The sequence below is a fragment of the Flavobacterium sp. 90 genome (assembly GCF_004339525.1).
Taxonomy (GTDB): Bacteria; Bacteroidota; Bacteroidia; order Flavobacteriales; family Flavobacteriaceae; genus Flavobacterium.
In genome coordinates, this window is sequence record NZ_SMGE01000001.1 from 5133003 (window position 1) to 5145452 (window position 12450).

Annotated in this window: 9 protein-coding genes; 5 read left to right on the plus strand and 4 right to left on the minus strand. The window is 34.0% G+C overall.

What is annotated here, in order from left to right:
- Nucleotides 1-2 precede the first annotated feature (2 nt).
- The 5 genes from C8C83_RS20710 to C8C83_RS20730 all read left to right on the plus strand — a co-directional run bounded on the left by C8C83_RS20710 (nucleotide 3) and on the right by C8C83_RS20730 (nucleotide 7174).
- A complete protein-coding gene (locus C8C83_RS20710; protein WP_121330464.1) occupies nucleotides 3-1244 on the plus strand; it encodes a TolC family protein in 1242 nt (413 codons plus the stop codon).
- Nucleotides 1237-2163 (plus strand): efflux RND transporter periplasmic adaptor subunit, encoded by a 927-nt coding sequence (locus C8C83_RS20715; protein ID WP_158598176.1) that lies wholly within the window; start codon nucleotides 1237-1239, stop codon nucleotides 2161-2163. The genes C8C83_RS20710 and C8C83_RS20715 overlap by 8 nt, the downstream gene beginning before the upstream one ends.
- A 4-nt stretch (nucleotides 2164-2167) precedes the next feature.
- Complete coding sequence (locus tag C8C83_RS20720) at nucleotides 2168-5215, plus strand: efflux RND transporter permease subunit (RefSeq protein ID WP_132011884.1); 3048 nt, start codon at nucleotides 2168-2170, stop codon at nucleotides 5213-5215.
- A gap of 57 nt (nucleotides 5216-5272) precedes the next feature.
- The gene (locus tag C8C83_RS20725; RefSeq protein WP_121330466.1) at nucleotides 5273-6028 is read left to right on the plus strand and encodes a phosphatase PAP2 family protein; all 756 of its coding nucleotides are present in this window, start codon (nucleotides 5273-5275) and stop codon (nucleotides 6026-6028) included.
- A gap of 81 nt (nucleotides 6029-6109) precedes the next feature.
- Nucleotides 6110-7174, plus strand: coding sequence for a glycosyltransferase family 9 protein (locus tag C8C83_RS20730; protein WP_121330467.1), 1065 nt, complete (start codon nucleotides 6110-6112; stop codon nucleotides 7172-7174).
- Nucleotides 7175-7313: 139 nt separating this feature from the next.
- On the opposite strand, the gene C8C83_RS20735 is transcribed toward C8C83_RS20730, so the two are convergent.
- The 4 genes from C8C83_RS20735 to C8C83_RS20750 all read right to left on the minus strand — a co-directional run bounded on the left by C8C83_RS20735 (nucleotide 7314) and on the right by C8C83_RS20750 (nucleotide 12175).
- Nucleotides 7314-9725, minus strand: a complete 2412-nt coding sequence (locus C8C83_RS20735; RefSeq protein ID WP_121330468.1) for an outer membrane beta-barrel family protein — start codon at nucleotides 9723-9725, stop codon at nucleotides 7314-7316.
- Between the two features lie 10 nt (nucleotides 9726-9735).
- On the minus strand, nucleotides 9736-10164 hold the full coding sequence (locus C8C83_RS20740; protein WP_121330469.1) for a PepSY-like domain-containing protein: 429 nt from the start codon (nucleotides 10162-10164) through the stop codon (nucleotides 9736-9738).
- Nucleotides 10165-10239: 75 nt separating this feature from the next.
- The gene (locus C8C83_RS20745; protein ID WP_132011885.1) at nucleotides 10240-11505 is read right to left on the minus strand and encodes a HAMP domain-containing sensor histidine kinase; all 1266 of its coding nucleotides are present in this window, start codon (nucleotides 11503-11505) and stop codon (nucleotides 10240-10242) included.
- Entirely contained in the window at nucleotides 11498-12175 is a 678-nt protein-coding gene (locus C8C83_RS20750) for a response regulator transcription factor (protein WP_121330470.1), read from the minus strand. Before C8C83_RS20750 ends, C8C83_RS20745 begins: the two co-directional genes overlap by 8 nt.
- Between the last annotated feature and the right edge of the window lie 275 nt (nucleotides 12176-12450).

The following is a 12450-nucleotide window of genomic DNA, read 5'->3' on the forward strand; positions in this document are numbered from 1 at the left end:
GGATGAAAAGGTATTTTTTCTTCATACTTGTTTTGATTTTGATTGGTTCCAAATCTTTCTCTCAGGAGAAAGATTTGTTTTACTTCATAAACAAAGCAAGGACAAATTCTCCCTTACTGGCAGATTATCAAAATCAGATTAAAATCTCAACTCTTGATAGTCTCCTGAACAGGGCTTCTTATAAAACTCAGGTGGCAGCAAATTTAAATGCAAATTATGCTCCTGTAATTAACGGTTATGGTTATGATACCGCTTTGAGTAACGGTCAGATGGTTTCGGCGCTAGTTGGTTTTAACCAAAGAATATTAGGAAAAGGGCAAATTAGTTCGCAGGCAGAATCTTTCAAATTGATCAAAGATGCTTTGGTAATCAACAAAAAGATTGCGGTAAAAGATTTGGATAAAAGTATTATTTCACAATATATAACCGCTTTTGGTACAGAAGAACAAATGGTTTTTAATAATAAAGTTACAACACTTTTAAAAGAAGAAGAAGTAATCTTAAAGAAACTGACTAAAAATTCTATTTACAAACAAACAGATTATCTGATTTTTAACGCTACTATAAAACAACAGGAACTTACCGCTTTACAGCTAAAACAGCAATATCAAAATGATCTCGCACTTTTAAATTACCTCACAGGAGAAAAAGATACGGCTGAAATAAAATTGAAATCCCCCGATTTAACTATAAAACCGGATCAGGAACAAAGCAATATTTTTCTGAAACAATTTGAAACCGACAGCTTAAAAATTAAAAATGCCGATAAACTAATTGATAATAATTATAAACCTTCACTTTCTGTTTTGGGAGATGCAGGATACAATTCGAGTTTTATCTATCAAGGCTATAAAAACTTCGGATTTAGTGTTGGTTTAGGGTTGAGTATTCCTATTTATGATGGAAATCAGCGAAGTCTTCAGCATCACAAAAATAGTATGGCGCTGGCAACAAATGAAGGTTATACTAAGAATTTTAAAAGGCAATACGATCAGCAATTATTTCTTTTAAATCAAAGAATTAGTCAAAGTACCGAAACCAATAAAATGCTGCAATCACAGCTTTCTGTTGCCGAAGCGCTTATTGAAGCAAATAAAAAACTATTGCTCAGTGGAGACGCTCAAATCACAGAATACATTATTGCGCTTAGTAATCTTATTTCGATTGAGAATGCCATTACGCAAAACAGTGTCAATAATCTTCAGACAATTAACGAAATCAATTACTGGAAATCAAATGAATAAATACACCTATAAAACCGCGGGATTTTTATTTCTAATGATGCTAATTTTAGTTTCCTGCAATAAAACTGCCTCAACAGAAGCGCCTGTAGCTGTTAGTGTTCCGGTAACGGTTACGCATATTGATACTACAGCAATTGAAAGTTATATTGATCTGAATGCGACAACATCTTATTTGATCAAAAATACCATTAAAGCCAATACAACAGGATATTTAGAAACAGTAAAAGTGGCATCAAATGATTTTGTTTCGAATCATCAATTATTGTTTTCACTAAAAACACGTGAAGCAAAAGTTTTGGGAAATACAATTAATAAAATTGATCCAAGTCTGAATTTTGGAAACGCGATACAAGTAAGAGCAACTTGCGACGGATATGTAAATGCAGTAAATGTTCAAAAAGGAGATTATGTGCAAGATGGCGATGTTCTGGCGATTATTAATGATGCCAAAAGTTTCTCGATTGTGCTGAGTCTTCCGTATGAGTTAAGAAAGTTTGTTGCTGTTAATCAAATATTGAATGTTTCGTTACCGGATGGAACTTCAATGCAGACCAAAGTCGATAAATATATGCCAACTGTTGATCCGGCATCACAAACTCAAAATGTGATTTTAAAAAGTATAAAAGCGGTTAATATTCCGGAGAATTTAATTGTAAAAGTCAGGATTGATAAAACGGATGAAAACAAAACAATAAGTCTTCCTAAACAAGCTGTTTTGAGCGATGAAACTCAAACTGATTTCTGGATTATGAAAGTAGTCGGGCATAATATGGCTATAAAAATTCCTGTAAAAAAAGGGATCGAATCTGAAGATAAAATAGAGATTCTTTCTCCAAAATTAAATACTACAGATCAAATTCTGCTAACGGGAAATTATGGAGTAGGAGACAGCATCAAAATAAAAATCATCAACAAATAAGCTCATGATACCTTTTTTTGCAAAACATAAAAACGGACTCAGCACGATTATCTTCCTGATTTTATTAGGAGGGATATTTTCGTATTCCAAAATGCAGACGGGTTTATTTCCTGAGATTACATTTCCCAAAATAAAAATCATTGCAGATGCAGGTCAACAACCTGTAGACAAAATGATGATTACGGTTACAAAACCTCTTGAAGCTGCTATTAAAAAAGTACAAGGACTTCAAACAGTAAGAAGCACAACAAGCAGGGGAAGTTGCGAAATTTCGGCTTTTATGGATTGGAATGCTGATATTGATTTGAGTAAAACCAGAATTGAAGCTCAGATTAATCAGATAAAAAATGATCTTCCGCCGGATTTGCAAGTTACTGTAGAGAAGATGAATCCGTCAATTCTTCCCGTTATTGGATATGCCATTGACAGCAAAGAGCGTTCTGCTGTAGATTTAAAAAAGATTGCCAATTATACTATCAAACCTTTTCTATCTCAGATTCAGGGAACAAGTGAAATTAGAATTGTTGGTGGAAAAGAAAAGGAATATTGGCTTTCGTTAGATTTCCAAAAAATGAGCGCTTACGGAATCACTCCCGCAATGGTTACGCAGGTTTTTAGTGAAACTAATTTTATAAAATCCAATGGTTATCTGGCAGATTATCATCATCTGTATTTAACGATTACCGATGCACAATTAGACAAGAAAGATGAACTTGAAAATCTGGTTATTCGCAATAATAGCAAAGGTATTGTAAGGTTAAGTGATATTTCTTTGGTGGAAATCAGAGAAGCTAAAGAATACATTAAAGTCAATGCCAATGGCAAAGAAAGTATTCTGATTGCGGTTATCAAACAACCCGATGCTAATCTTATTGAGGTGTCTGATGCCATGAACCAAAAAATAAAAGATCTTAAGGCAATACTTCCGAAAGACATTACGATAAAACCTTTTTATGAACAGGCAAATTTTGTAAATGATGCTGTAAAAAGTGTTACAGACAGTCTTTTGATAGGTTTATTTCTGGCGATTATTGTTGCGGTTTTGTTTTTAAAATCGGCGAAAGCCAGTGCAACCATTTTAATCACGATTCCCGTTACGTTATCCTTAACGCTTATCATATTATATTTTACAGGACAAACATTCAATATTATGACATTGGGCGCGATTGCAGCTGCTTTGGGATTAATTATTGACGATGCGATTGTGGTAGTCGAGCAAATTCATAGAACTCACGAAGAACATCCTGACGAACCTACAGTAACATTGCTTCAAAAAGCGATGAAATATTTGCTTCCCGCAATGACAGGTTCTTCGATTAGTACAATCGTGATTTTTATTCCATTTGTATTGATGAGCGGAGTTGCGGGATCTTATTTTAAAGTTCTGACAGACACAATGATTATCACGCTGGTTTGTTCGTTTTTGGTAACCTGGTTATTGCTTCCTGTAATCTATTTATGGTTGTCACCAAAAAAAGTTGTATCGGTTAAAAATGAAAACATTCACCACGAAGTTAAAAAGCAAAAATGGGTTTCTTATTTTATGGAAAAACCTGTTTTAAGTATCGTTTTCTGTTTGATCTTGGTGCTTTCTATATTCTTAATTCTTCCAAATTTAGAAACCGGATTTCTACCGGAAATGGATGAAGGAAGTATCGTTTTGGATTATGAATCTCCACCGGGAACTTCTCTTGAAGAAACAGACCGAATGCTTCAGGAAGTCGAAAAGATAATCATTAAAAATCCCGATGTAGAAGCGTATAGCCGAAGAACAGGAACACAAATGGGATTTTTTATTACAGAACCCAATACGGGAGATTATCTGATTCAGTTAAAGAAAGACAGATCAAATACAACCAATGATGTTATTGATGCTATAAGGCTAAAAATTGAAAACAGTCAGCCTGCACTTCGTATTGATTTCGGACAGGTTATTGGCGATATGTTGGGAGATCTTATGAGTTCGGTTTCGCCTATCGAAGTTAAAATTTACGGAAACGATCAAACCAAACTGCATCAAATAGCCAAAGAAGTTGCCACAATAATTGAAAATACCAAAGGAACCGCAGATGTTTTTGACGGAACGGTATTAGCTGGTCCAAGTATAAATATTGAGCCTAATTATTCTTTATTATCACAATACGGAATGACGCCTGCTGATCTTCAGTTTCAGATGCAAAGCCAGCTCGAAGGAAATATTATTGGTACTTTATTAGAACAGGAACAGTCAACGCCAATTCGTTTGATTTATAAAAATTCTGAGAAAAGAAGTCTGGATCAGATTAAGGGATTGCAGGTTTTTCTTCCGACAGGACAAGCTATTCCACTTTCTAATTTGGTAAAAATTACACCGGAAAAAGGAAGCGCTGAAGTACAAAGAGAAAATCTACAAATGATGAGCGTTGTTACAGGAAGACTCGATAACAGAGGTTTAGGAACTGTTATGGCAGAAATTCAGAAAAATGTTGGAAAAAATATTGTATTGCCGCAAGGTTATTATATCGAATATGGAGGCGCTTACAAAGATCAACAACAAGCATTTAGTGAGTTGTTGCTAATATTGGTTGCTTCATCACTTTTGGTTTTTGGTGTGATTCTGTTTTTATTTCGGGATTTTAGGGCTGCTTTAGTAATTCTTCTGATTTCTATATTGGGAATTTCAGGAAGTTATTTATTGCTTTTCCTGACCAATACTCCGCTAAATGTGGGAAGTTATACGGGAATTATCATGATTGTTGGAATTATTAGTGAAAACGCCATTTTTACATTTCTTCAATTTAAGGAAACCTACAAACAGACTTTAGATATCAATCAGTCTTTGATTTATTCGATTTCAACACGACTCAGACCCAAATTAATGACTGCAATAGGAGCTATCATTGCTTTGATGCCTTTGGCGATTGGAGTAGGAACGGGATCAGAATTGCATCAGCCTTTAGCGATTGCTGTTATTGGCGGTTTTATTGTCGCCATGCCATTATTATTAATTGTACTGCCAAGTTTACTGGCGGTTGTATATAGAAACCCTAAACACCTAACTTATTTAATATGAAACAAAACTACGTTAGTCCGATTGTCAACGTAATATTCATTTCTAAATTTTCTTAAAATGCGAAAAACTTTTTTATTATTTATCGTAAGCATAACAGCTGTTAATGCGCAAAATAAGGTGTCGGATTCTATTGTTATTAAAGATACCGTGCAGAATTTGAAATTCAATTATAAACAACTGATTATTCCGGGAGTATTAATTGGATATGGTTTTATTGGTCTTGAAAGTGACCAACTTAAGAGTTTTAATAATAATATAAGGGAAGAAGTAACGGAAGATATTGACAATAAAATTACTATAGATGATTTTACTCAATATGCTCCTGCGGCTTCTGTTTATGCGCTTAACGCAATGGGAATTGAAGGTAAAAACAATCTGAAAGACCGTTCCATAATTCTGGCAACTTCTTATCTAATAATGAGTACTACAGTTTTTTCGCTGAAACATATTACGCACGTCGAGAGACCAGACGGGACATCCAATAATTCTTTTCCTTCGGGACATACCGCGAATGCTTTTGCCGGAGCCGAATTTCTTTGGCAGGAATACAAAGATAAGTCGGTTTGGTACGGAATAAGCGGATACATTGTCGCAACAGGAACAGGATTATTCAGAATGTACAATAACAGACACTGGCTTACGGACGTAGTTGCCGGAGCCGGAATTGGAATCCTGAGTACTAAAGCGGCTTACTGGCTTTTTCCTTATGTAAAAAACACCTTTTTTCCTTCTAAAGAAAAGAAAGTTACCTCAATGATTGCTCCCTTTTATAACGGACAACAAGTAGGCGCGGGAATGGTCGTACAGTTTTAGTGCCTTAGAATTATCAATAAAGATTATTAGTAACAATTTTAAATACCACAAGGCTGATTTAAGTCTTAAAATTTGCTGCAAATGAAAATCTCAAAAAAAATAAACAATTTTCGAAGGAAAGCGATGCGATTCTTAACCAAAAACATTGGTTCTTCCCAAAAAGATTCTAAGAAGATTATAGATAATCCATCAGAGATAAAGCAAATTTTGATTTGCAGACCAAACGCAAGACTTGGAAATCTTTTGCTCATAACTCCTTTAATTAAAGAGGTCAGTTCGGCTTTCCCCGAGGCTCAAATTGACCTTTTTGTTAAAGGCGGTCTGATGCCAATTATCTTGAAAAATTACACTCAGATTGGTGATATTATTGTGCTTCCGAAAAAGCCTTTCAGTAATCTTTTGGCTTATGCGAAAGTTTGGTTCAAAATAGCAAGTAAAAACTATGATCTAGCCATAAATGTAGACAAAGATTCTTCGTCAGGCAGATTGGGTGTTGAACTTTCTCATGCTGCTTTTAAATTTTATGGAGATGATTTAAATGAAAATGAGACTAAACCAAAAGATTATCAGCATATCGCCAAATATCCGGTATATAATTTCAGGAATTTTTTGAAAAGTGTTTCGGTAAATACCAGTGAGAAATCGGTCTCAAAAACCGATCTGAAATTAGATGAAAAGGAACTGGTTCGCGGAGCAGAAATTCTTCATGATAAGTTTGATAATAACAAACCAACAATCGCAATTTTTACTTACGCAACAGGTAATAAATGTTTCTCTGAATTTTGGTGGAAAGATTTTTATGAACTTTTAAAAGTAAAATACGAAAGAGATTATAATATTCTTGAAATTTTACCAGTCGAAAATGTTTCTCAGATTAATTTTAAAGCAACAAGTTTCTACAGTAAAGACATACGCGAAATTGGCGCAGTTATAGCCAACACAACTTTATTTATTGGCGCAGACAGCGGTATAATGCATCTTGCAAATGCAGTTCATACTCCTGTAATCGGATTATTTTCGGTATCAAATCTTGAAAAATACAAGCCTTTTGGCAATGGTTCTCAGGGAATTGATACTAATATTGTCGTTAGTAAAAATCAATATGTATTAATTATTGACGAGATTTTGATGGCGAAAAAGAAGTAGATTTTGTAGAAAAATCTCTTAAAACTGATAATATTGTATCGAATGAATTTCTCGCAAAGTCGCAAAGCCGCTAAGTTTATAAGCTTACTTTTGCGTCTTAGCGACTTTGCGAGATTAATTTCATTTTCTAAATTAAAAATTAAAACTTATAACTATATCCAAATCGGATTACTTGCGTTTCATAATAATCCTTACTACTATAACTAAAACCCTCTGCTTTTATTTCTCTTCGTAAAACCAGTGTATTAAAGATATCGGTAGCATTCAAAAACACTTCGCCTTTTCCTTTTTGGACAGTTTTTTTAATTCCTAAATCAACAGAAAATCTCGAATCGATTTTTCCTTGCGGAATAATATCAGGTGCCAAATAAATTACAGAAACCTGACCTTTTAATGTTTTATCGAATTGAAGTGTATTGTTCCATTTTAAATTTCCGGAAACCATTTGCTGACGTTCGCCGTTATAAATGCTTGGAACCGGATATAAATTGGTAACCGTAAAAGCATCAATCGTATTTTGATACAAGTTTCCATTGATATTAAAAGAATACCACGAAGTTATTTCTTGCGAATATATGGCTTCGATTCCTAGTGAAGTACTTTCATCAGCATTTTGGAATACATTATAAATCAGCGTACTTCCCGGAACTGTAGTTGCAATACGCGCGATCGTTCCGTTTATAACTCTATAATATACTGAGGAAGTAAAATATCCTTTTGGCATTGTATTTTTATAACCCACTTCAAAAGCGCTGGTAAACTGCGGACGAAGCGCAGGATTTCCCACTTTTATAATTTCGGCATCATCATATTTTGGAAAAATACGAATATCAACTTCTGCAGGTCTGTCAACTCTGCGGTTGTAGAAAGCCGTGATTTTATTCTTATCATTTATTTTATATCCAAAACGCACATTCGGGAAAGGTTCTGTATAATTGTAACCGTTGCTTTTGTAAGTTGGATGATCCGGATTTACATCATATTGAAGTTTTACATATTCTAATCGAAGTCCAATTTCTGCTTCAATTTTATCATTTTCAAAAATATAATTAGAATAAAGCGCAGGAATTATTTCTTTATAATTTGCCCATCCTCCGGCATTGGCATCAATAGGCGAGTTCTCTCCGGGAAAGAATTGCATATTGGTCGGAATTTCTCTGTTTCTGAATTTAAATCCAGTTTCAAATCTTCCGTATTTCAATGGCTTGATATAATCAAAATTAATATCGATTACCTTTTCATCAGATAAAAGTTTAAAAGCATCTTGTCCAATAGAATTTGGTAACGTATTGGTAAAGAGGTATTTCTCGTCTTCACGGTGATATGTGTAATTAATTCCCGCATTTAATTTATGACCAGGCTGTTTGAATTTATGCTCATAAGAAGCACTTGCCATTACCGTAGTTTTGAGTTCATCTTCCAGAAAGGACCAAAGACGTAAACGCTGGGAATAATCCTGATTAAAGAAAGGTTCGTCTCCGTTGTCTATAATTTTTTCACTTCCGAAAAGTCCTGAAAAAGAAAAGCTGTTTCGGTCATTATAATTCCAGTCGATTCCGGATTTTAGCGTTGTAAAATGAGTGTGACGATTTCTGACCGTTTGTTGGTTGATAATCGTCCCATCGTCATAAGTTCGTGTTACAAATTCATTTTTGTTAAGTGTTTCTGTATAAAGATAATCTGCCTGAATGTAAGCGTTTATTTTCTCTTTTCGATAATTTAGCGAAAGCGACGGATTCATTTTTGGCGTCATTTGGTATTGCGGGCGAATACTTGGCAAATTTGCTTTTCGTTCCCAAAGTGCGCCATATCCGGAACTGATTCCAACTTTACCGTTGAATCCTTCCTGTTTGTTTTTCTTGTAAATAATATTGATAATACCAGCATTCCCGTTGGCATCAAATTTTGCAGAAGGATTATTTATAATTTCAATTTTCTCAATTGCAGATGCCGGAATATTATCAAGTCCGGACTGATTTCCAAAACCTGTCAGCGCCGTTTGTTTTCCGTCAATGAGAACCATTACTTTATCATTTCCGCGAAGCTGAACTTTTCCGTCATGAAGTGTAACGCCTGGAAGACTTTGCATGGATTGAAGGACAGAACCTCCGCTTTGCGTAATATTATCGGCAACAGAAAATACTTTTTTATCCATTTTGGCACTTACTTCTGAAGTTTTAGAAGTTACGACAACTTCGGATAAAGTATTGATATCTTCTTCGATATCGATGGTATTGAGATCCAGAAAATCGGATAATGTGCCTACGAAGACTTTTTGAGATTTGGTTTTATAACCTATAGAAGTGATCTCGAGAATATAATTTCCGGATGGAACGGAAGGAATGTTAAAACGACCTTCTTCGTTAGTTACCGTGCCGGAAAACATTTTTTGATCTTTTGCAGTTTTTAAAACTACATTAATATAAGGAAGTGCGGTTTTTGAAGTTTTATCTTTAATTAATGCTGAGATTGTAGCTGAATTGTTTTGCGCCGTTACGTTGTAAATTTTCATTACAAGAAACGACAATACTAGTATTATCTTTAATTTCATTGGGATGTTTTTAGTCTGCTATGCTTTTAATATAAGTTCCTTGTTTGTCAAAAATCAGATCAATAGAAGTTACCTGAGCTTCAAAAGTAACCGTGCCATGTGCATCAGTTATTACTGCAACTTCTTTGATTTTTTTGTTTTTGTAATTCTTTTGGATGTAAGCCAGAGCTTTGGCAGGAAGTTTCTTGACGCTAATTTCTTCTTCGGTTTCCAGAATGTTTCCATCGGAATCTAAAAGCATCGCATGTTCGGTTTTACCAACTATAAAATTGGCTTCATAATTCTCTTTTTCCTTTTCCCATTTGACATCGGTCTGATCGGGATAGGAAATTAAAAAGGTGGATTTTACAATATTAGGAACGTCTTTTTCACTTACACGCTGCGCTATGGCAAAGGAAGAAAAAAGCAGGACTAAAAATGTTAGGATTGAATTTTTCATTTGTACTAATTTTTTTAATGGATTAAAAAATGTAGTACAAAGATTCAATACGAATCTGTAGGAAGTCTGAATTTTTTAGAATTTGACGCTAAAATTATGCAAATTATCTTCGAAAGAATAGTTTATTTCCCACTGATTAAGTTTTGTGATTTTTTTAATGATTGCCAAACCAAGTCCATTTCCCATTGAAGAAGGATTAGTTTTGGAAAATCGGTTAAAAAGTTTCTCAATTTCTAATGGCGTATCCTGACCTGTATTCGAAAATATCAATTCATTTTCAAGAGTTGTAATAATGATTTCTCCGTTTTTTTCGTTGTGACGAATGGCATTTAAGAATAAATTATTGATAAGCACTTCTGTCAAAGCAGGATTTCCTGTAACCATTAGAGTCGAAGTAAACTCGGTTGTAATTTTTAGATTTTTGGCATTAGCCTGTTCCGTAAAAAAGTCTAAGTGTTTTTTAATATATTCATTTATTACAATAGTATTTTTTTCAATAAAGGTTTCATTGTCAATTTTAGAAAGCAGCAATAAGTTTTTATTCAGCCTGTTTAGTCTTGAAACATCCGTATTTAAAGCCGAAACCACACAAGATTGTTCTTCATTTAAGTTTAGCTGAGTCAGTGTGTCAATTTTGGTCTGAAACAAAGCAAGTGGAGTTTGTAGTTCATGAGCAGCATTTTCAACAAATTCTCTTTGACTTTTATAAATGGCTGTATTTTTTTCAATAAGTCTTTCGAGACTTTTGTTAAGACGATCAAACTCATCGATGTCAGTAGAAATAAAATGCGGAGGTTTATTTTTATCGATTTCAAAATCCTGAATCTGATTCAGTGTATTATAAAAAGGGCTCCATATTTTAGCCGCAGTTGCTTTTGAGATCCAGATAATCCCAATTAAAAGGATAATAATGATAAAGAGAAACATGAGGGCAATACTAAAGACCATTCCTTCCATTTCTACCAGATTTATTTTCTCGGTATAGGTATATTTCTTGCCATTTATAGTTATAGGAGCATAAAGTACACGAAAAGGTTCTTTTTCTTTTGCAATAGAATCATAGAGCATTTTCCCCACAATAGAATCTTTTTTGATTCCCATATCAGGCACAATCATTACTTCATGATTGTATTTGTTCCATAAATCAATATCGGTTTGAGTAAAACCTTTATGGCTTTCCTTCGCAAAAGCGCCTTTGTGAAAATGAAGCACTTCATCAGTTTCGTAAATATAAAGTTGCTGGCTTATATAATAAAATAAGGGCGCCGCTATCAATAAAATAATGATGGCATAAGCAAGAAAGCTGTTGGTTGTTTTATTGAGTAGTTTTTTTTTATTCATTTTCCCATTTATATCCCAAACCGTAAACTGTTTTAATGTAATCGCCGCTTCCTGCCTGGTGGAGTTTCTTTTTTAGGTTTTTGATATGTGCATAAATAAAATCATGATTATCGAGCATATCAGCCATATCTCCGGAAAGATGCTCAGCAATAGCGCCTTTAGATAATACCTTATTTTCGTTACTAATTAAAAAAAGAAGTAAATCTATTTCTTTTTTGGTGAGATCTAATTTGATATTGTTTACCGTTACAGATTTAGAAAATATATCAATTACAATTTCATTGAAAGTTATACTATTGCTTCCTTTAAAATTCTTTCGTCTGATAAGAGCCTGCATTCTCACCAAAAGTTCCGAGAGATGAAAAGGCTTGGTAAGAAAATCATCGGCACCAAGATTAAATCCTTCCAGGCGGGTTTCAAGCGTTTCTTTGGCAGAAATCGCAATTACTCCGTCAGTTTTATTTTTTCTTTTGAGTTCTCTTAGTATATCAAATCCGTCACCGTCAGGTAACATCAGATCCAGAAGGACACAATCATAATCATAAGAATCAATTTTGTTTAGCGCCAATTCATAGGTTTCGGCAGTTTCACATTGAATCCCGTTGCTTCTAAAATAGTTCTTGATGCTTTGAGCAATTTGCAGCTCATCTTCTATAATTAAAATCTTCATGCCGCAAGTTTAGATATAAATTTTGTAGAAAAGTTGAATTGGAAATGATTTGCGTTTCTTTTCTAAGAAAATCTAAGGTAATAATTTAAGGTTATTTGTTGCGTACAATTTTCAAAAAAGTGTTCAACATACGGGAAAACAGATTTTAAGCACAATCAAAAATCTAAAAAAAAACTCCCTTATTCAGAATGCCTTGTTGTGTCATAAATAAAACTTTTAGAGACATCAGTGGAATTAAGAGTTTGATAATTTCCCCGAAAATGAAGAATGATAAA

What these genes read in the sequence shown, in the direction of transcription:
- C8C83_RS20710 (WP_121330464.1), top strand. Translation starts at nt 3, where the DNA reads ATGAAAAGGTATTTTTTCTTCATACTTGTTTTGATTTTGATTGGTTCC.
- C8C83_RS20715 (WP_158598176.1), top strand. Translation starts at nt 1,237, where the DNA reads ATGAATAAATACACCTATAAAACCGCGGGATTTTTATTTCTAATGATG.
- C8C83_RS20720 (WP_132011884.1), top strand. Translation starts at nt 2,168, where the DNA reads ATGATACCTTTTTTTGCAAAACATAAAAACGGACTCAGCACGATTATC.
- C8C83_RS20725 (WP_121330466.1), top strand. Translation starts at nt 5,273, where the DNA reads ATGCGAAAAACTTTTTTATTATTTATCGTAAGCATAACAGCTGTTAAT.
- C8C83_RS20730 (WP_121330467.1), top strand. Translation starts at nt 6,110, where the DNA reads ATGAAAATCTCAAAAAAAATAAACAATTTTCGAAGGAAAGCGATGCGA.
- C8C83_RS20735 (WP_121330468.1), bottom strand. Translation starts at nt 9,725, where the DNA reads ATGAAATTAAAGATAATACTAGTATTGTCGTTTCTTGTAATGAAAATT.
- C8C83_RS20740 (WP_121330469.1), bottom strand. Translation starts at nt 10,164, where the DNA reads ATGAAAAATTCAATCCTAACATTTTTAGTCCTGCTTTTTTCTTCCTTT.
- C8C83_RS20745 (WP_132011885.1), bottom strand. Translation starts at nt 11,505, where the DNA reads ATGAATAAAAAAAAACTACTCAATAAAACAACCAACAGCTTTCTTGCT.
- C8C83_RS20750 (WP_121330470.1), bottom strand. Translation starts at nt 12,175, where the DNA reads ATGAAGATTTTAATTATAGAAGATGAGCTGCAAATTGCTCAAAGCATC.